This window comes from Tardiphaga robiniae (assembly GCF_001618955.1).
Lineage (GTDB): Bacteria > Pseudomonadota > Alphaproteobacteria > Rhizobiales > Xanthobacteraceae > Tardiphaga > Tardiphaga robiniae_A.
On the sequence record NZ_LVYV01000001.1, the window covers coordinates 624,200 to 644,600 of the forward strand.

The 20,401-nt window shown below is 59.0% G+C and carries 19 protein-coding genes; 5 read left to right on the forward strand and 14 right to left on the reverse strand.

The window, feature by feature from the left end; all coding sequences use genetic code 11:
* Positions 1-205: 205 nt before the first annotated feature.
* The gene (locus A4A58_RS02965; protein ID WP_068729636.1) at positions 206-739 is read left to right on the forward strand and encodes a TerB family tellurite resistance protein; all 534 of its coding nucleotides are present in this window, start codon (positions 206-208) and stop codon (positions 737-739) included.
* A 45-nt stretch (positions 740-784) separates the two neighbouring features.
* On the opposite strand, the gene A4A58_RS02970 is transcribed toward A4A58_RS02965, so the two are convergent.
* The 13 genes from A4A58_RS02970 to A4A58_RS03030 form a co-directional block, all read right to left on the reverse strand.
* Positions 785-2,227: a proton-conducting transporter transmembrane domain-containing protein gene (locus A4A58_RS02970; RefSeq protein WP_204378156.1), complete on the reverse strand. Its 1,443-nt coding sequence runs from the start codon at positions 2,225-2,227 to the stop codon at positions 785-787.
* Between the two features lie 185 nt (positions 2,228-2,412).
* Complete coding sequence (locus tag A4A58_RS02975; RefSeq protein WP_068729639.1) at positions 2,413-3,936, reverse strand: complex I subunit 5 family protein; 1,524 nt, start codon at positions 3,934-3,936, stop codon at positions 2,413-2,415.
* Positions 3,936-4,274 (reverse strand): NADH-quinone oxidoreductase subunit K, encoded by a 339-nt coding sequence (locus A4A58_RS02980; protein ID WP_068729641.1) that lies wholly within the window; start codon positions 4,272-4,274, stop codon positions 3,936-3,938. Before A4A58_RS02980 ends, A4A58_RS02975 begins: the two co-directional genes overlap by 1 nt.
* Positions 4,271-5,212: a hydrogenase subunit MbhD domain-containing protein gene (locus A4A58_RS02985; RefSeq protein WP_068729643.1), complete on the reverse strand. Its 942-nt coding sequence runs from the start codon at positions 5,210-5,212 to the stop codon at positions 4,271-4,273. The genes A4A58_RS02980 and A4A58_RS02985 overlap by 4 nt, the downstream gene beginning before the upstream one ends.
* Positions 5,209-5,499: a cation:proton antiporter gene (locus A4A58_RS02990; RefSeq protein ID WP_068729644.1), complete on the reverse strand. Its 291-nt coding sequence runs from the start codon at positions 5,497-5,499 to the stop codon at positions 5,209-5,211. The genes A4A58_RS02985 and A4A58_RS02990 overlap by 4 nt, the downstream gene beginning before the upstream one ends.
* 7 nt (positions 5,500-5,506) lie before the next feature.
* Positions 5,507-5,782, reverse strand: a complete 276-nt coding sequence (locus A4A58_RS02995; protein WP_068729646.1) for a monovalent cation/H+ antiporter complex subunit F — start codon at positions 5,780-5,782, stop codon at positions 5,507-5,509.
* Positions 5,775-6,314 carry a Na+/H+ antiporter subunit E gene (locus A4A58_RS03000; RefSeq protein WP_068729647.1) on the reverse strand — a complete coding sequence of 180 codons (540 nt, stop codon included), beginning with the start codon at positions 6,312-6,314 and terminating at the stop codon, positions 5,775-5,777. Before A4A58_RS03000 ends, A4A58_RS02995 begins: the two co-directional genes overlap by 8 nt.
* Before the next feature lie 129 nt (positions 6,315-6,443).
* Positions 6,444-6,692 carry a hypothetical protein gene (locus A4A58_RS03005; RefSeq protein WP_068729649.1) on the reverse strand — a complete coding sequence of 83 codons (249 nt, stop codon included), beginning with the start codon at positions 6,690-6,692 and terminating at the stop codon, positions 6,444-6,446.
* A 23-nt stretch (positions 6,693-6,715) separates the two neighbouring features.
* Complete coding sequence (locus tag A4A58_RS03010) at positions 6,716-7,528, reverse strand: outer membrane beta-barrel protein (protein ID WP_068729652.1); 813 nt, start codon at positions 7,526-7,528, stop codon at positions 6,716-6,718.
* Positions 7,529-7,630: 102 nt separating this feature from the next.
* Positions 7,631-8,884 (reverse strand): arginine deiminase, encoded by a 1,254-nt coding sequence (gene arcA, locus A4A58_RS03015; RefSeq protein ID WP_068730411.1) that lies wholly within the window; start codon positions 8,882-8,884, stop codon positions 7,631-7,633.
* Positions 8,885-8,904: 20 nt separating this feature from the next.
* Positions 8,905-10,335, reverse strand: a complete 1,431-nt coding sequence (locus tag A4A58_RS03020) for a basic amino acid/polyamine antiporter (protein WP_068729654.1) — start codon at positions 10,333-10,335, stop codon at positions 8,905-8,907.
* 366 nt (positions 10,336-10,701) lie between these two features.
* On the reverse strand, positions 10,702-13,767 hold the full coding sequence (locus A4A58_RS03025) for an efflux RND transporter permease subunit (RefSeq protein WP_068729656.1): 3,066 nt from the start codon (positions 13,765-13,767) through the stop codon (positions 10,702-10,704).
* The gene (locus A4A58_RS03030) at positions 13,764-14,885 is read right to left on the reverse strand and encodes an efflux RND transporter periplasmic adaptor subunit (RefSeq protein ID WP_081421729.1); all 1,122 of its coding nucleotides are present in this window, start codon (positions 14,883-14,885) and stop codon (positions 13,764-13,766) included. The genes A4A58_RS03025 and A4A58_RS03030 overlap by 4 nt, the downstream gene beginning before the upstream one ends.
* A 469-nt stretch (positions 14,886-15,354) precedes the next feature.
* On the opposite strand from A4A58_RS03030, the gene A4A58_RS03035 reads away from it, so the two are divergent.
* The 4 genes from A4A58_RS03035 to A4A58_RS03050 all read left to right on the forward strand — a co-directional run bounded on the left by A4A58_RS03035 (position 15,355) and on the right by A4A58_RS03050 (position 18,866).
* Entirely contained in the window at positions 15,355-16,209 is an 855-nt protein-coding gene (locus A4A58_RS03035) for a sensor histidine kinase (protein ID WP_244499642.1), read from the forward strand.
* Positions 16,210-16,330: 121 nt separating this feature from the next.
* Positions 16,331-16,960 carry a response regulator transcription factor gene (locus A4A58_RS03040; RefSeq protein ID WP_068729662.1) on the forward strand — a complete coding sequence of 210 codons (630 nt, stop codon included), beginning with the start codon at positions 16,331-16,333 and terminating at the stop codon, positions 16,958-16,960.
* 130 nt (positions 16,961-17,090) lie between these two features.
* Entirely contained in the window at positions 17,091-17,726 is a 636-nt protein-coding gene (locus A4A58_RS03045) for a response regulator transcription factor (protein ID WP_068729665.1), read from the forward strand.
* 39 nt (positions 17,727-17,765) lie between these two features.
* A complete protein-coding gene (locus tag A4A58_RS03050) occupies positions 17,766-18,866 on the forward strand; it encodes an AI-2E family transporter (protein ID WP_244499643.1) in 1,101 nt (366 codons plus the stop codon).
* Positions 18,867-18,882: 16 nt separating this feature from the next.
* Here A4A58_RS03050 and A4A58_RS03055 read toward each other — a convergent pair whose 3' ends face one another.
* Positions 18,883-20,322 carry a basic amino acid/polyamine antiporter gene (locus tag A4A58_RS03055; protein WP_068729667.1) on the reverse strand — a complete coding sequence of 480 codons (1,440 nt, stop codon included), beginning with the start codon at positions 20,320-20,322 and terminating at the stop codon, positions 18,883-18,885.
* Positions 20,323-20,401: the final 79 nt, after the last annotated feature.

Here is a 20,401-nt window from a genome sequence, read left to right on the forward strand (position 1 = left end):
AATGACCTGGATTCAGATACGCGCAGCAACGCGCGCGCCCGCAGAAGATTCCAGGTCATTCGCAGGGACTGGCGGCTGCTTTGCCTTCCTTTTGGCCGAATCCGGAAACCTTAAAATTCTGTAAGAAAGTTGCGGCGCCGATGGACGAACGCCATCTCCAGTTCAGACGATCGCTCCTGCAATTTCCTGTATATCGCAGGCCCGGATGGCGGGCCGCAAGAGCACAGTCATCGTCGTTCCTGGAGAGAGTGGTCGGGTGATGTTTGGATCAATCAAGGCATTCATCTCGCGTGCGATCGAAGACGCCAGTCAACGGAAAAACGTCGAGCAGAGAGAGCTTCTCATCGTGACTGCGGCGTTGCTTATCCACGTTGCAACCGTCCATAGCGAGCTATCGGATATCAGGCGCGCCAGATTGCACGCTATCTTCAAATCGCATTATGGGCTGGATGACGCGCCTACGACTCAACTGCTCGTTAATGCAGATGCACTCGCCCGTAGCGCGGTCGATCTTTATCGCTTTACCCGGCGGCTCAATGAGCTGCTCGATGACGATGGACGTCGACGGATCGTTCAACTGATGTGGGAGACCGTTTACGCGGATCAGCGGGTCAACGAATTTGAAGAGAATCTGATCTGGCGTGCGGCAGACCTTCTGGGTGTATCATCCCGGCAGCGCGTTGAACTGCGACAGCGTGTCATCGCTGGCATAAAGAATTTGGCCGCAGTGTCAGCCTGACGACACCATCATCGCATCTCTAGAGATGTCGATTGTCCGGCATACTCACTGGGCCAACAGTGTCGCTCCGAGAGCCAGTGTTAGTGCGAGCAGTGAAATTCCTGCCACATGCCATTGGCGGAGCATGCCCTCCGCTTGCTCGATGGTCTTGCCCCAGGCCGGAGCGATCTTCGCGCACCGGTCCAGAACCACGACGATATCTCCCTCGGGAATATGGGGCAGCCGTCGCACCCAGCGCCACAGCACTGCGGCCAAGATGGCGCCCAACAAAACCGGAAACAGCGCTTTCCACAGCAGCTCGGGCGCCAAGGGATTTGGCAACATTCCTTCGGGGACCGCGAGGAATAGCGCCCATGGTACGATGAGCGACACTGCAGCAGTCGACAACCATGGCCAGAACAAGCTCGGCGCCGCTGTCGCCTCCTGATCTGTTGATACCGTCGTCACAAGGCCTCGTACGAACTGCAGCATGAGCAGCGTCGTGCCGACAGCGGACAGCGTTGCAACCGTGTTGGCGGCCCCGTCCCCGAGCGGTCCGTCGACCACGATTTTTGCCAGGGCACCGCCGGTCAGCGGGAGACCGCCAAGGCCGACTGCAATGATCGCCACAGGGAGAAGGATGGGCAACAGATATCGGCGACCGGTCGCGGCGATCACACCGACGGAGAGAAACAGCGCGCCTTTGACCAGAACGTGGTTCGCAGAATAGAAGATCGCCGCCAGTGCAGTGCGGCCATCTCCGGCTATCATGCCCATACCAATGACGGCCACGATGAATCCCATCTGGCTGACGCTGGAATAGGCCAGCACAACCTTGGGCCTGCGTTGCGTCATTCCAATCACCACCCCGTAGAGCGCCGCGAACAAGCCTGCAGCTGCGAGTACCGTCCCTGCATGGGGCAGTGCTGTGTCGAGGGGAAGAAAGCGGATCATTCCGAGGATGCTTGCCTTGACGGCTGCGCCACTCAGTACTGCGGCAGCCGGCGCCGGCGCTGCTGCATATGCCCGTGGCATCCAGACGTGAAATGGAACAAGGCCTGCCTTCATGCCAAAGCCTGCGATCAATAGGCTGATGATCAGGTCGCGATGCGGCGACGTCGGTAGTGCGGCAGCGGCATCGCCGATTAACAGCCCATTGCCGGGAATATCCATCGCGAGCAACACGAAGGCGATGAGCAACAATGTCTCCGCCAGCAATCCAAGGCCGATATAGATCGCGCCGGCACGCCACGCTTCGGCCGTTTCATGCTGGATGATGAGGCCGCAGGCGCCAAGCGTCAGCATCGCCAGAAACAAATAGAAGCTCACCATGTCGGCAGCGAGAAATACACCGATGCAACCCGTCAGTGCGGTGAGCCAGCACACGGCGAACCGCCCGCGGTTCGGCCTGCCCTGCAGATACGGTGACGCATAGGCACCGGCCGTGATCCACAGCAGCGCAGCAACGCCGAGCAGCAACGCCCCGGGGAGATCAAGAGCGAAAGTCAAATGCAGACGGGCCGGGCCGACGACAAGCGGAGAATCGTCCGAGACAAAAAGAACGGCCGCAAATGCAGGGATCGGAGCAAACGCCAGATACGAAGGCATTCGCAGCAATGCCATTGGCCAGAGGCAAGCCAGCAGCATCCCGAGCGGAAAGAGCAAGGCGAAAGCCAGCAAGGGATAAGCCTCTATCATCGCAGCCAAGCCATCGGCGCCTCCGGACGACCAACCTGCAAAACATCGATCGGACCGAGCGCCACGAGCCCCAGCAATACCGAGAGCAACGCCAGCCCCAGCGCCGCTACTTCCTGATACTTCGGCACCGCGGCGTGCAGTGTCAGCGGCTCGCTCGGCGCCCCCATCGCACGCGACAGCACGATGAAGACATAGGCGCTCGTGAGCAGCCCGCCTGCGATAATCACGATTGCCCACCACCATTGCGCCGTTGCCACCGTCGCCTCCAGCAACAGCCACTTTGCCAGAAAGCCACCCGTTGGCGGCAAGCCGATCAGGCACACGCCACCGAGACCGAAGGCGAACATCGTCATGGGAAGCGCACGTGCGATCCCGCCAAGCTCCGAGATCTCGTCATGTCCAAGGGAGGCATAGACAAGTCCGGCAGCCATGAACATGGCTGCCTTGGCCGTCGCGTGCGAGATGGCCTGGAGCATGCCTCCCGTCAGGGCATCGCCATACTGGAGATGCAACGGGTCGGCAGCGAGCGGAAATATCAGAAACAGATAGCCAATCTGCGCGACCGTCGAATAGGCGATCAGCAATTTGAGCCGTCGCTGGCGTAGCGCAACGACATTGCCGCATATGATTGCCGATGCCCCCAGCGCCCCGACGAGTTGAGCGCCGGCCACGCTTAGCAGTCCCGGCATGACGTCGAACCAGAGCCGCACGATGAGAAAGAACGATCCCTTCACCACGACTGCTGACAAAACCGCGCTAGCAGCCGCCGGTGCGCCGGCATGCGCCGGGGGAAGCCAGAGATGCAGTGGGAAGAGCGCGGTTTTGGCGAACAGCCCGACCGTCATCAACGTCGCGGCAGCGAGCGTCGCTGGCTCAAGATGCACGCGTTGCGACATCAGGACGATGTCGAGGGTCCCATAGCTGCCATACAGCAACGCCGTTCCGATCAGATAGAGGATCGAGCCCAGCAGCGCAAAGAGCAGATACCGTAATGCGGCCTGCAAGGTCTCCGCGCGGCCATCGAGACAGACCAGCGGCACCGCAGCGAAGGTCAGCAGCTCAAGCGCAACATAGAGTGTGAACAGATCGCCACTGATAAAGATCATGTTCATCGCGCCCGAGATCGCCATGAGCATGACCCAGAACACCATCGGTGCGCGGGTTTCAACTGACACTGCACGACTGCCGAAATTCGCATGCGCGAACACGCCGATGAGGCAGATCACGATGGCCATTGCCACCATCATCGCGACTGAAAGTCCGTCGGCGCACAGCGTGATGCCCAGCGGTGGCTGCCAATTACCCACAATGTAGCTCAGCGACTTTTCGCTGTGCCATGCTTTCAGGAAGACAATGCATGCCACGCCAAGACCAGCGGGCAACAGAATCCCGGCAATTCTTTCGGCGTACCGTCCGCCAAGGACAAACGACAGCAGGATGCCGATCACCGGCAATATGATGGCCAGAACAAGAAGCGCCCCGTCGGCAGTTGTCGCTTCAAGCGCGGTTGCAGCCGGCATCAGGATTTTTCCTCGCCATCGCCGGTTCCAGAGCTGTCGGAACTGATCGAGGCACGACCGGTCTCATCCCCGAGACGCTGCACGAGCGCGATAGCCATGGCCGTCGCGGCGAAGGCGACGACAATCGCGGTGATCACCATCGCCTGCGGGACGGGGTCACCGCCGAGCCCGGCCACCGCCGCCCGCCTGGCGATAACGCCGAATAGCAGAAACACACCACCCCCAAGCAAATTGAATGCAAGGATCTTGCGTAACGGTTCGGGATTCGTGATGAGCCCGTACAGTCCGATGCCCACCAGCGCAGCGCCACACAAGCCGAACAGCGTTGCCGCGTTCATTGCTGTTGCGCCCGTTCCGGCGGTCCAGCGGCCAGCATGCCAAGCGCGACAGCGATCGACAGCGTGAGAGCGGCTTCCACGGCGACAATCAGCGGCTTGGCGTAACCTGCCGGGTAAGCCAGAAAAGCGTCGGCAAATACCCATCCAGCCAGGCCAATGGCAAGGAACAGCACCGGCCCGGCGACGAGCAGACCACGTAGCCAGAGCCGACCAATCGCAGGGGCCTTCTGTAGTCCTGCGACAATGACAAGGAGCCACATCGCAGCCAGCACCGTGCCGCCCTGAAAGGCACCACCAGGATCCTTCGCCCCGACCCAGCACATATAGATTCCGAACACGATTCCCACCGGCGGCAAAAGCTGAGCCAGAAAGATCAGCGTGGGATCGGACCGTGCGTAAACGTGCAAACCGGGCATTCCACCCCAAGCGCGATCCGGCGCCAACGACCAGACCCCGAGCAAAGCGAGCAGCAGGACCACCTTTTCGAGCAGCGTATCGAGCGCACGGAAAACGAACAGCACGCCGGCGACAGGGTTGCCGAGACCACTCTGCGGCAGGCTTTCCATCACCGTCGGTGCGAGCGTCGGAATGACCTCCGGCGGATGGAGCATGGCGATGGCGAGACCCGCCACGACCAGCGCACACAATGCACAGGTCGCAAGGCGCGCCGGCCGCCCAATCCATGGACCACCGACATTCACCGAGCGAGAACGCGCAACGGCGCCGAGCAGCAACAGGCCGGTCATTCCGCCGCCGATCGCCGCCTCTGTCAGAGCCACATCGACGGCATGGAGCCGAACCCATGCAATAGACAAAAGCAGCCCATAGACGACGAACATGACAACTGCGGCGAACGCCTTGCGCACAAGGATTGTTGAAGCACCGATCGCCAGGATCAACGCAACGAGAGCAACATCGAAGACGGAGGCGATGCTCATCCGTCTGCTCCGTGTTGACGTACCGCACCGGCGATCAGTTGGGTGACCACCGCCCCGGACAGCTGGACGAGCAGCCAGACGATCACCAATTTGACCGCCAGCAGGCTACTCGTCTGCGGCAGCAAGCCCAGAACGATCAGGCCAAGACCGAGATTATCAACCTTGGTCAGGGCGTGCAGACGCGTCAGCGTATCCGGAAAACGCAACAGACCCACCGTGCCCGCAAGGAAGAACAGCGCTCCTGCGGAGACCGCGCAAATGGTCAGGATATCCATGACGAGGCTCATGCGCCCCTCACTCCCCTTTGGCTTCGGATGACGCGCCGGACGCGTCTCTGACGAATGCGACGGCCGCAAACGCCGCGAACAGCGCGAGCATCACTGCCACATCCACGATGGGCGGCGTCTCGCTTGCGACCGCGAGCAAAAGAAGGATGGCGACTCCTCCCGTACCCAGCAGTTGGACGGCCATCAGGCGGTCCACATCGGCCGATCGCCGAAGAATGGCGAACAAACCCAGTGCCACCGTCAGCAGTACAAAGATCGAGGCACCCAACAGCAGGCTAGGCATCGGATTTTGCGCTTCCGAGCGCCCCCATGCACAGGGTTTCCTCCATCGACAATTGTTCGACGACGGGCTGCGTCACATCGAGACAATGAATGGCCAGACTGCCGTCACCCGACGTTCCGCACGGGAGCGTACCCGGCATCAGGCTCATGATCGCGCAAAACGTATTCCGCTTCGTGCCCGGCGGCAGCTGCGCCTGATAGGTGACGAAGCCCGGCTGCAACGGCAGCCGTGGGTGGAGCGCCCGCAGCGCAACGTCCACTCCCGCGACAATCGACTGATGAAAGAAATGCAGGGCGAATCCGGCAAACTTGATCGGGCGAAAACCCCACTGTTCGGCAGGAAGCAGCTTGAGACTTGCCCAGGTCGCTGCGGCAGCTGCAATCAGACCGGGCCCCAAATCGCCGGGATCACCGCGCGTCAGCGCCAGCCAGAAGCAGAAGAAGCCGATAGCGCGGATCACAGCACCGCCGATGACATCCGACCACCTCGCCGGACTCGCCTCACCGATATTTCCAGTCTCGGCAGAGTTCATGGAAGCCACCCGTTTCCGCAAAATCTGGTCGCAATGAGCTACCCTGCACGTTGCGCTACCCTGCACGTCACGCTCACAAAATGATCAAGGCCCTCTCAGCCTTGGAGATCACGGGGCAGGTCCATACTGCTAACGACTGTTGTCCGTGCTCCGCTTTGATTTCTGCTTGCTCTTCGTATTGTAAACGGGCTGCTGGGGTTCCTCGACGACGATCGGGTGTTGCGGAATTTTCAGACGATCGACTCGAATGTCGTCCCGCAGGGCATCCCGGTCCATCCGGTCGCCGCGTTCGACGGAGTCGCGTGGCTCCGCATTGGCGGCGAATGCCGTACAGATGAAGAGAATTGCTGTACCTGCCGCTACAATCAAATTCCGCATGATTGCCTCTTGTGTCCTGATCTCTAGAACGCGAAGTCGAGCCGCGGGCCGATCATCCAATCTCTATAATGACGCAGCGCCACGTTCGAATTTCGTGCCTCGTAGATGACGTTCGTCGTGAGCGATACGTTGCTGGCGATGTTGTATTTCAGGCCGAGAGACGCCGAATAGATCTGGTCCTGCCGGTCGCGGTTCAAGCCGTCTGTAAACCAGAACGCTTCGATGAAAGGCGTGCTGACGATCGACCATTTCGAATTCAGCTCGACCTCGATGCCAAGCAGCGCATCGGCACGCCAGCGCCTGGCCTCGGCGAGATCGGAGAAACGATAAGTGAGCTGGAGGAGCGGCGAGAGCGTGACATTGTCGAAGCTGAAATCGCGCGCGATGGCGCCGGTGACATCGTGGGAGGTGAAGGCGAGATCGCGAAACACGCCGTCGTAGTCATATCTGTTTTCGTAGGTTGCGCTTATTCTCCAGCCATACAGATTCTTCGTCAGGCGCGCGCCGAGACGCGCAATGGCGGCATTGCCGTCGTGTTCTCTGGAAAATGCTTCGAACTGAGCACGTGCAAAAATGCGGTAGGACAGATCCGGCGCAAGTTTGCCGTCCAGCCGCAAGCTTACATCAGGCTCATAGTAGAAGTCCCCTCGCCGGTCATCGCGCGAAAACAGAGCATTGGCCGTGTAGGTGGGCGACAAGGATCCAACAACGCTCCATGTCGGGCTCATCGACGTGTATTCGACCTTTCTGAGCTCGGTCAGATCTATGTCGGCAGCTACTGCCCCGCTGACATAGAGGAAGCTTGTTGCTGCCAGGATAATTCTGGATCCACGCATTGCACACTCCCCAGACAATTACTCTCCGTCGGTCGATGGTGCTGGCTTCGGTATTAACAGTCCCACGATCTCGCTCCCCCGAGCGAAGAATGGTCGATTACGTCAGTAATCCACGGCATCGCGGATGATCGGACAGGTCATACAGTGACCGCCGCCACGGCCGCGACCGAGTTCGGCGCCGACGATCGTAATCACCTCGATGCCTTCCTTGCGCAACAGCGTGTTGGTGTAGGTGTTGCGGTCGTAGGCATAGACGACACCTGGCGATGCACAAACGAGATTGGCGCCGCTGTCCCATTGGGTCCGTTCCCGCTGGTAGTCACTGCCACCGGCTTCGACCACGCGGAGCTTCTTGAGACCCAGTGCTTCCTCGACAACGCCGACAAACGACTTCTTCTCGGCATGCAACTCGACACCGCTCGGATGATCGCTCGGACGATAGGAATAGGTACGTGTCTGATTCATGAAGTCCGGCGCGAGCAGCACGCAGTCGCGGTCGGCGAATGTGAAGACAGTATCGAGATGCATGGCCGCGCGGATCTTGGGCATTGCCGCAACGATGACGCGCTCCGCGGCCTTCTTTTTAAAGAGGGTCGCGGCAAGTTGGCTGATCGCTTGGCGTGAGGTGCGTTCACTCATGCCGATCAGCACAACCCCCTTGCCGATGGGCATCACATCGCCCCCCTCCAGCGTCGCCAGCCCATGGTCCTCTGTCGGGTCGCCCCACCAGACATTGACGTTGCCGGCGAAATCGGGATGAAACTTGTAGATCGCTGTGGTGAGGATCGTTTCCTCATGTCGCGCAGGCCAATACAGCGCGTTGAGGGTGACACCACCATAGATCCAGCAGGTCGTGTCGCGCGTATACAGCGTATTCGGCAGCGGCGGGAGAAGGTATTCAGTCGCCCCCGCGGCCTCCTTCACCATCCTGAGTGCCGCGCCCCCATGTGCTTCGGGAAAGTCATGGGTCGACAGGCCACCGATCAGCGTTTCCGCGAGCTTTCGGTTTTCCAGCCCGGACAGGTAGCTTTTGAGCTCGTCGATGAAGCCAAGGCCAACCTGGTTCGGCACCACCTGATTGTCGAGGATCCAGGCCTTGCCCTCCGGGACTGCCAGCGTCTCGGCGAGCAGGTTATGCATCTCAACGACATCGACGCCGCGGTCCCGCATTTTGGTGACGAAGTCGAAGTGGTCGCGCTTCGCATTATCGACCCAGAGCACGTCGTCAAACAGCAACTGATCGCAGTTGGACGGGGTCAAACGCGTATGCGCAAGGCCCGGGGCGCAGACCAGAACCTTGCGCAGCTGGCCAACTTCGGAGTGCACACCAAACGGGACTTTTTTTGCACTGGCCATCATGAACTCCCATCGATTTCCTAGATGCTGATGTAGCCGGTGGCGAGGCCATGGATGCCGACAACGCATCCGACGACGGCGACGCCGAACAGAACCCATTCTGCCGGAGTGAAGAGCTGCTTGTTGAGCTCCCTCCGTGTGATGAAATACAGGATTGTGCCGGGCGCGTAGATGATGAAACCAAGCAGCAGAAATTTCATACCGCCGGCGAACAACAGGAAGATCGTGTAGGCCGTCGCCAGAACAGCGATGATCGTGTCCTTACGAAGATCGCTTGGATCGGTCTCGTAAGTCTCCTTGCGGTAGACCAGCATCAACGCGAACGCCGCCGAGAGGAAATACGGAATCAGCGACAGGTGGCTGCACAGTGAGAGAGCGAAGGTGAAGGCATCGTCGGAAAACAACGTCGCGATGAGCACAGCCTGGACCAGCAACGTGCTCATCAGGAGCGCCATTGACGGGACCTGATTTGCGTTTTCACGTGCCAGGAAGGCCGGCATGTCCTGCCTCTTCGCGGCAACCGACAGCACTTCGGCAGCCATCAGGGTCCAGGCAAGATAGGCCCCGAGCACCGAGATAATCACGCCGATGCCGATGAAGATGGCACCCCAATGACCAACGGCCGCTTCGAGCACGCCGCCAACCGAGGGTTGACGCAGTTGCGCCAGTTCTTCGCGGGGGAGGATACCGTATGCAAGAATGGACACCGACGCGAACAAGGCCAACACGGCCAAAAATCCCGTTACAGTCGCAATACCGACGTCCTCGCGCCGTTGCGCGAAGCGGGAGTAGTTGCTGGCGCCTTCGATGCCAAGAAACACGAAGACCGTTACCAGCATCGTCGCCTTGATCTGCGCGAAGAGATTTCCGTAGTCCCCGCTTGCACCGCCCCAGAGGTTGCCGACGAACACATCCGGCTTGAAGAAGAAGATCGACAGGACGACGAACAACAGCAACGGAATGAGTTTGGCAATCGTCACGATCTTGTTGATCGCTGCCGCCTCCTTGACGCCGCGCAGCACAAGGAAATGGAACGCCCAGACACCGACCGACGATAGTGCGATGGCAGTGACCGTATTGCCCTGACCGAGCGCGGGGAACAACGCGCCGAGCGTCGACTTGATCAGAATCCAATAGGAGACGTTGCCGACGCAGGCACTGGCCCAGTAGCCAAAGGCGGAGAAGAAGCCGACATAAGGCCCGAACCCCTCCCGCGCATAGGCGTAGACGCCCGCATCGAGATCCGGCTTGCGGTTGGCCAGCGTCTGAAACACAAATCCCAGCATCAGCATGCCGGCACCAGCGACGGCCCACGCTATCAGCGCTCCATAGATGCCGGTGGCCTGCGCAAAATTTCGCGGTATCGAAAATACACCGGCGCCGACCATCCCGCCGACCACCATGGCCGTGAGCGTCCAAAGCGGCAATTTCTGGTCACCTGCATTGCTCATGGCCAAAGCACTCCCATGTGCAGATGCGGTTGGCCTGCAGCAAATGGGACATACAGGCGACCACCTGCGACCGGGGTCTGCAAGACGCGGCGACGGGATTGAGGAATGATTGACCGCGAAGAGCGTGCGCACCGATTGTGTTGCGCAGCCTCACAAGCCGGGCGCTGGAAACACGCCGGTGCGCGCAAGGCGCGGGCAGATGTAAACAACATCAGGTCCTGCACCGGGCGTTCCCTTCCAACATCAACTACTGGAAAGAAGAGCACATTCGGGATGCACCACGATATCGGGTGATGCCCTAGATTGACGACGGGGAGTTACCCTAAGTGCCGAAGCGAGCGCCGGCGCGAAACAGGTACGACCTGACTATGCTTGCGTCGACCGGAGCGGGTCCGACGCCCCCTCTTTTCCCCTGAACCATGCCACATACAATGTCGGCAGAAAGATCAGAGTGAGAACCGTCGCAACCAACAGCCCACCCATGATCGCAAAGGCCATCGGTCCCCAGAACACCGTCGGAGCGATCGGGATCATGCCGAGCACGGTCGACACGGCCGTCAGCATGATCGGGCGAAAACGTGAGCTTGAGGCATCCAGCGCAGCGTCCCACACGCTCTTCCCCTCATCCCGTTCGGCGTCGATCTGACCGATCAGGATCACCGCATTTTTTGTAATCATGCCGAGCAGCGCGAGAATGCCCAAAATCGCAACGAAACCGAGCGGGCGGCCTGACAGCAGCAGGGCGGCGACCACGCCGATGAGCCCAAGGGGCGCCACGCTCAGGACGAGAAACAGCCGCTGAAAACTCTGGAGCTGGATCATGAGGACCGTAAACATGATCAGTAGCATCACCGGCACAACGGCGATGACCGACGCCTGCGATTTCTGACTTTCTTCGACCGTGCCCCCGACCACGATGCTGTAGGATGCTGGAATGGTCTTCGCCAGGGCAGCAATGGCCGGCGTCAGCGAATTGACGACGGATTCCGGAATTGCACCGGCAGTGATATCCGTCTGCACCGTCAGGGTCGGGATACGATCACGCCGCCAGATCAGCGGATATTCCTGCTCGTATTCGAAAGTTGCAAACTGGCTGAGCGAAACCGTCTGCCCGCCTGGCAGCGGAACTTGCAAATTGCGCAAATTGGGCAACGAGACGCGCTGCTCATCGACCGCGCGCGCAACGATATCGATCAAATAGATATCATCGCGAACCTGGGTGACCGTGGTGCCTGAGATGACCGTATTCAGCACGCCTGCCAGGGCTTGAGAACTCAGCCCGAGCAACCGGGCCTTGTCCTGATTGACCCGAATACGCACTTGCCTTGCCGGCTCGATCCAGTCGAAATTGACGCCATTCGCCTTGGGATTGGCGGCGATAACCTGGGCAAGCTTGAACGCAATTTCGCGCACCATGCCTGCGTCAGGACCACTGACGCGATATTGAACGGGCCAGCCGACCGGCGGCCCGAGCTCAAGAGGCGAGACCCGTGTAATCGCACCGGGAAAATCATTCGCCAGAAGCGTCTCCAGCTTTGCGCGGATACGCTCACGCGCTGCGACATCCTTTGCGACAACCACCGACTGGGTAAAGAAATCATTTGGCAGCTGAACATTGAGCGGAAGGTAGAACCGGATGGCGCCGCGACCCACATAGGTGCTCCAGCGCGCAACGTCCGCATCACCCTGCAGGGCGGCATCGAATTTCTGTGCGGCTGTCTGGCTGGCATAAATGGATGCGTTCTGCGGCAGACTGATATCGACGAGCAACTCCGGACGATCGGACGACGGGAAGAATTGCCGGGGGATGAACGGGAGAAGAAGAAATGAGCCGACGAAAAGCACCAGCGAGAGAACGATGGTCAGCCATTTCGCCCGCATGGCGAATAGCAGAAAGCCGCGATACCACCTGAAAACCCTGCCGGGCGCATCTGCCTTGCGTTGCGTCGGCGGCTTGAGGATGACAACGCCCATCAGCGGAGCGAAGATCACGGCAACGAACCAGGAGACGATCAGGGCGATACTGACAACGGCAAAGAGGGAGAATGTGTATTCTCCCGCGGAACTCGCCGCAAAGCCGACGGGCACGAAGCCCGCGATGGTCACCAGCGTTCCTGCCAGCATGGCGAACGCGTAGGTGCGAAAGGCAAAGCTTGCGGCCTGAACCTTGTCGTCGCCTGCGGCCAGGCGATTCAGGGTGGCATCCGTGGTGGTCATGGCATCATCGACGAGGAGCGCGAGGGCGATAATGAGTGCGCCGAGCGATATGCGCTGCATGTCGATTCCGGCAAGCTTCATGATCGGGAAGACGATGGCGAGTGTCAGCGGTATGGAAAGCGCAATGATCAGACCCGGGCGCACGCCGAGGCTGATAAAACTCACCACGAGAATGATGGCGATGGCCTGCAGCAACGACATCATGAATTCTGAAATGGCGCTCTCGACCGTGACAGCCTGGTCGGCAATGAGCTTCGGTTCGATGCCAATCGGCAGATCCGCCGTGATCGCAGCCATCGCCCGCTTGAGGCTCTTGCCGAGCGCGAGGATGTCTCCGCCGTCACGCATCGAGATGGCCAGGCCAATGGCCGGCTCGCCGTTGACGCGAAAGAGGGGCTGCGGCGGATCGGAATAGCCGCGTGTAATCCGGGCGATGTCGCTCAGGCGAATCATGCGCCCGCCGGCGACGAAATTGATGTCTGCAACATCCTGCTCGGACTGAAATGCGCCGGACACCCGAAGCGATAACGTCTCGTCGCCCGTTTGAATCGTGCCGGCTGGCCTTATGATATTTTGCGTCTGGAGAGCGGACAGCAGCGCCGTGCGGTCGATGCCAAGGCTTGCCAGTTCCTTCATCGAGAATTCAACGAAGATCCGCTCGTCCTGAGCTCCCAGCAACTCGATCTTCGAGACGTCGGGGACAAGAAGAAGCTTCGAGCGGACGTCTTCCACATAGTCGCGAAGCGCGCGGTGCGTGAAACCGTCGCTCGTGAAGCCATAGATAATTCCGAACGTATCGCCGAAGTCGTCGTCAAACCCGGGGCCGACCACCCCTGCCGGCAGGGTATGGCGGATGTCGCCAATGTTCTTGCGGACCTGATACCAGGTGTCGGAAACTTGCCGGGCGTTCGCGCTCCCCTGCAGGTTGACAAAGATTGTGGTGACGCCTGCCCGCGTAAAACTGCGCAGGAAATCCAGATGCGGTGTTTCCTGCAGCTTGCGCTCAAGGCGCTCGGTGACCTGTTTGACGGTCTCCTCGACCGTTGCTCCGGGCCATGCCGCCTGAACGACCATCGTCTTGATAATGAACGACGGGTCCTCGCTGCGACCGAGGCGGACATAGGACAGGACACCAAAGATAACGGCAACAATCATCACATAAATCACCAGGGAACGGTGTTTAAGTGCCCATTCCGAGAGATTGAAGCCGGTCATTGCTCTGATCCAAGAAGGCGTATTTTCTGGCCGGGATGCAGCGCCTGCACCCCCGCGGTCACGACGACCTCCCCCGTGTCGAGGCCCTGCGACACGACGACCTGCGCTTGCTCGAAGCGCAAGACGTCCACGTTTCGTATCGAAACCGTACGACTCGCGGGATCGACGATCCAGACCGCGGGCTGTTGATTGGCCCTCGTCAATGCCGATGCCGGGATCTCTATGATGGGGACGGCATCCATTTCCATGCGCCCCACGACGGTTGCGCCAAGCCGCATGGCCGACGGCGGATTCGTCAAGCCAACCTTGATTTCAAAGGTGCGCGTGACGGGATCGGCCTGGGCACCAACCTGACGGACACGACCGTGAGCCGTCACCGCAGGATCGTCCGTCAGGCTGACGGATATTTGCGGATCGCTCGGTGCCGATCGAAAAAATTGAGCCGGTACGTCAAAGACTGCGTCGCGGCCATCTTGCCGCGCCAGCCTGAGAATCATTTGCCCAGCCTGGACAACTTCTCCGGCGCCAGGTCCGACAGCGGTTATGACGCCCGGTGCGTCGACCTTCAGCTCGGTAAAGCTCACCAGATCATGGGCCGTCTTGAGCTGCGCCTCGGCGGCATCGACTTGCGATTGGGCGGTTTGTTGCGCCTGCGTTGCCTGGTCGTAATTGACGCGGGTGGTCCAGCCCTGCGCCAGCAGCGTCTGCTGGCGATCGAAATGGTTGCGGGCCTGGGTCAGTTGCCCCTGCGCGGCCGCGACAGCCGCCTGAGCCTGGCGCAACGTGTTCAACTCATTCTGGGATTCAAGCCGCGCGATGACCTGACCGGGCTGCACCCGATCTCCGGTTTTCCCGTTGTTTTCAATCAGCCGGCCCGAGATGCGAAATGCCAGCGCCACCTCGTCTTCCGCTTCGATACGGCCGGTGAATGAAAGCGGCGCGCCCGCAATGCTCTTCGCAACAGTGACTGTACGCACGGGCCGCACGACAGGAGCAGTCTCAGCAGACTCTCTTCCACACGCCGCCAGCAGAAATGCCGGCACAATTGTTAGAATAATTATAATCGTCCGATATCGTGCCACTCGGCATAGGTAGGCATGACGGGCATACGCAGGCATGAAGAAACCCTCGCTGAGCAAAATTGCACGCCAGATTCGCTGACCACCTCGCAAAAGCAGATAGCTGGCTTTTGCCTGCGTGATCGCCTACCCACCAATTCTTCTATGACTCAAAGTATTCTGGGGGTGCGGATATCTACCCGGTATCGGGGAAACTACTGATCGCACCAACGATTCTCTGGCGCCCTGCTGACACTCTCAAACCGCAGCAAGATCCAAGCGCTCAATTGAAGACGATGAGGTTCCTTGTGCAGAGCAAACGCGGCAATTAACTGAAATTACTTCTATTGCTACTCCGCATGTTTTCATCCCGATCATCATCAGTCGCGGCATCGGACGATCTGGCGACATCTTACTTGACGTCGATTCAATCAAGGGTATTTAGTAAGGATAACTTCGCGCAAGAGAACGATGGCATTTAACCTTAGTGGTTACTCGCCACTCGATCCAAGATGCATCGGACTACATGATGGCCCACAAGGCTCACGTAGACGACTCGTGTCGAATTCACGTTCGGGCAAAGGTCGTGGTTCACGACACTTTCAACGGCACTGCTAGCGCGCGAACAAAATCGAAACTTGGAAAATCAGGCTCGGGTAAGCAGCTCTTAGCGCTTCAGGAGGATATGCAGCAGCGGATTGCATCAGACCTTCACGATTCGACTTGCCAGCATCTGCTGGCCGCGAGTTTGAATATGATGCGAATGAGGTGCGCCGTCGCTGGCATCGGCAGCGCCATAAAAATTTGTGATGAGATCGACGCGTCGATCGGTGAGGCCCTTAGGGAAATCAGGGCATTTACCTACCTCCTGCATCCCCAGAATCTGCTCGACGGCGGATTGAAGTCGGCGATCGAGGAGTTTGCGGTGGGGCTTTCATCGCGGACATCGCTGGAAACGCATCTCAAGATCGATGCTGCGGTCGATGCATTGCCTAACGACACGCAGCGCTCGTTGCTAAGAGTTGTCCAGGAAGCACTCGCGAACGTCTTCAGGCACGCGAAGGCGACGCAGGTGACTATCTCGATCAAGGCCACAGACACCAACGTCACGCTTCGGATTAGCGATAACGGCTGCGGAATGCCAATCTCTCAGGCGAGAGATGGCCATCAAGCAGTATCATTTGGTGTTGGAATTCCGGCCATGAGAGCGAGACTGGATCAGATGGGAGGTACATTTGAGATCCACTCGTCATCCACAGCGGTATGTAGCGGGACCACGGTGCACGCGACCATTCCACGAGCCACCTCGCGGAAAGGAAACAAGCCAGTGAATATCCACCGGGGCGGCCGAGGATCGGCGAAGATCCGACCGTCGCATGGCTAAAGGTCAGCTAACGGATGCAACAATCCGACGCCCCGAGAGGACAATGAACTCCAAGGGCTGGATCTTCTCGATGAAAGTATTTTGCTGCCCGTAAGGAAATGACATCGGAGCACTGAGGATCATGAAGCAGATTATGATAGCCGATGATCATGACGCGGTGCGGGCTGGAATCCGTGCAGTTCTGGAACGACGTCCCGGATGGGAGATCGTCGGCGAGGCCCGCGATGGCAAAGAGGCTGTCGCTTGCGCCATCGAGAAGCAGCCGGATGTCGCTATCGTTGATTACTCGATGCCATTCATGACTGGCCTCGAAGTTGCGAGGCGGATGAAAGAGTACAAACTCACAACAGAGGTGCTGATCTTCACGATGCACGACTCGATCGCGCTTGAGCTACAGGCATCTCAAGTTGGCGTTCGCGCATTCCTGCGAAAATCCGATGCCAACAAAATGCTCCTGGCGGCCGTTGAATCACTGATGCATCACAGATCATTTTATGTCGGTGATACTTGCGACACAATGGGCGGATCGGCAGACGGAAGTACTTGCACAGGCCGATCACTTTCGCCGCGCGAGAAGACAATCGTGAAACTGGTAGCCGAGGGTTACAGCAACAAGCGTGTAAGCGAGACCTTGAACTTGAGTATCAAAACGACCGAGACCCACCGAGCTGCGGCGATGCGCAAGCTTAACGTAAAATCGACTGCAGGTCTGGTTCGATACGCCGTACGAAGCAATCTAGTAGAAGCGTGATTGCGCAACATGGTCGACGGCCTTCACGGAATTGGCAGTCGTGACGCATATCATTTCAAGGCGGTCGTTCTAGCGAGCTGCTTTCGTCAATTGGATATGGCCAGTGGTTCCAACGAATGGGAACGGCACTGTGAAGCAGATCTTGATTGCAGACGATCATGAAGTCGTGCGATCCGGACTACGCGCGATCGTCGAAAGCCGTGCGGACTGGGCCGTGAGCGGAGAAGCGAGCGATGGCAGGGCCGCGGTCGCCATGATCAGGGAGTTGAAGCCGGATATAGCAATTATCGACTACTCCATGCCCGTCCTGAATGGTCTGGAGGTGAGCCGTCAGATTAAGTTGCATCACCCCCGGACGGAGGTGCTCATCCTGACAATGCATGAAAGCAATGAAATCCTCACCGAATCCCTCCTGGCAGGAGTACGAGGCTTCTTGTTGAAGTCGGATGCGCGACATCATCTCATTGCAGCGATCGACGCACTACTCAATCACCGGCCTTACTTCACCGGTGTGGTCGTGGAAAAACTGCTTCACGACTACCTGGCCAGCAAGAAGGACAAATCGAAAGTCCTGCTGTCGTTACGCGAGCAGAACGTTGTTCAGCTGATCGCCGAAGGACACACCAACAAGTCCGTCGGCACGGTACTGAATCTCAGCGTGAAAACTGTCGAAGCCCACCGCGCATCCGCCATGCGCAAGCTTGGAGTTTCCTCTACTGCCGAACTGGTCCGGTATGCAATTCGCATGAAACTGATTGGACCCTAGTTGCTATGGAAAATGTGGGGGACCATGCCTGAGCTGAGAGTGGATCAAGCCATCCTAGCCAAGGACGTTCGAAGTGGGGATCTTCCGACGGCAGGCGCGAACGCCGGCCGGCGGCTGACCCTCGGGGGAGCACTCGTTATTCTGGGTGTTGCCAGCGGCATCTTCCTCGCATGGCGCGCGTCGTCCAGCCTTCTCATCATATTTGCGGCGATCTTGCTTGCATCGTTTCTCGATGCCTGCGCTCGGTCGCTTGGTCGATACATTCCGATCGGGCGCGCGTGGCGGCTAGCCATAGTGATCGTCATCCTGACTGCAGTGGTCGTGCTGGGGACAATATGGGGGATTGGAAAAATCCCCGAGCAGGCCCGGATCCTGATGCGCGTCATGGACGCACAACTGGATGTCCTGCAACAACGTCTGCTGGCTTTTGGCGTGGATCTGTTCGGCCCGGACGGAGGGCGCGACTTCTCCCGCTGGTTTCCCGATCACGACAAGCTCTTTGGCCACGCGCAATCGGCCGTCGGGACCGCCTCGAGTTTTCTTGCCAATACGCTCGTCATCATATTTCTCGGCCTTCTCTTCTCGCTCGATCCGCAGGCCTATCGCGACGGTGTCGTATTGTTGGTCAAACCCTCCTCGCGTGAGCGCATGCGTTCTGTTCTGGATGAAATGGGCGCCGTGCTGCGCTCATGGCTCATGGGGCAACTGATCCGGATCATCCTGATGACCGCCTGCGTGTGGCTGGCGCTCTATATGCTCGGCCTTCCAAGCGCCTTTCTGCTCGGCCTGCAGGCCGGTCTGTCGAACTTTGTGCCTTACCTCGGCCCGATACTGGCCAGTATCCCCGTGGGATTGGTCGCCATGCCGCTTGGTCCCTCGATGGTGATCTGGGCCATCGGGATCTACACCGTTATTCAATCCATCGAGGGCTATGTGATCGGCCCGCTCATTCAACGGCGCGCGGTGGAGCTGCCCCCCGCATGGACGCTGGTCGCCATCGTCCTGCTCGGCTCTCTGTTCGGCGTCCTGGGAATTGCGCTTGCAATGCCGCTATTCGCGATCGGGCGCGTCGCCGTTCTTCGACTCTATGTCGAGGACTGCTTGGGAGATGATCTGAACGACGGTCCTGACCTTAGGTAGAGGCGGGAAACTCCGACTAGATTGAAATATTACCCGTCGCAAGATTGTAGAGGCCGGCGGCGGCTGCCACGAGGATCGCTCCGAACAAGATGCCCTCGGCAGACGCAAAGACCGTCGCTTTCTGTTCCCGCCGCGCTATCACAAACAGGATCGTTACCGGCGCATAGAGAAGCGCCGAAAGCAGCAGGAAGGTGGGACCGCCTGCGTAAATCATCACAGCCGCGTAAATCGTGGCAAGCGCACCGCGCACCCAGTCGATGGCGCGGCAGCGCGGCTCCGTCTGATATGTTTCACCGGTCCATGCGAGTTTAAGTGCATATGCAGCGACGAACAGATAGGGGATGAGCGTCATTGAGCTCGTCATCTTCAATGCCAACGTGAAGGCATACTCGGCAAAATAGGTGACAAGCAGGAACAGCTGAATAAGGCAGTTGGTCAGCCACAGCGCGCCTGCGGGTACTTTGTTGACGTTCTCACGCGTGAGGAAAGACGGCATCGTGCCATTGACGGCCGCGGAATGCAGAACCTCGGCGGCGAGCAGTGACCAGGACAGATAGTTTCCAAGCACGGAGATCAGCAGGCCGATGCTGATGAATACCTTGCCCCAAGACCCAACGATCGCTTCGAGTACGCCTGCCATCGACGGCGTCGCGAGCGCGCTTAGCTCTGGGCGGAGCAGAATTCCATAGGACAGCATGGTGACCAGGACAAGCAAAGCGAGCACACCGAGAAAACCCAGAACCGTCGCGATCCCAACATCATTGCGGTCCCTTGCATAGCGCGAGTAGACGCTTGCTCCTTCGATCCCCACAAACACGAATACGGTGACAAGCATCGTGTTGCGAACCTGGCTCGACACACTGGCAAAGCTCGGCTCCTCACCGCCCCAGAAATTAAGTGCGAAGACATCGGCCTTGAACGCAAAAGCGGCAACGACGATGAACAGGAGTATCGGTATCATCTTCGCGAATGTCGCAATCGTATTGAGCGCAGCAGCTTCCTTGATGCCCCGGAGGATAAGGATGTGAACGCTCCAGAGCAGCAACGACGCGGCCACGATCGCAACGGGTGTTGTACCGTCGCCAAACACCGGAAAGAACTGTCCCAATGTCGCTTTGATCAGCACAAGACACGCAACATCGGCAAGGCAGCATCCGATCCAGTAACCGGCCGCAGATGCAAAGCCGGCATATTCGCCGAAGCCGGCCTCGGCATAGGCATAGATGCCAGTATCGAGATCGGGCCGACGCCGGGACAGCGTCTGAAAGACAAAAGCGAGCATCAGCATTCCGGTGCCGGCGATGCACCAGGCAATCAGAGCGCCGAGACCGCCCGTGGCGCGACCGAATGCCGATGGCAATGCAAAGATCCCGGAGCCGACCATCGAGCCGACCACGAGCGCAATCAACGCACCGCGCGAGAGCTTCTGATCGGATGAATTGGATGACGTTCCCATTTTTCTATTGAACCTGACGCTCGAAGACGATCGGTCGAATGAAGAAGGAGCAACATTGCCGCAGCAATAGGAGGGCACC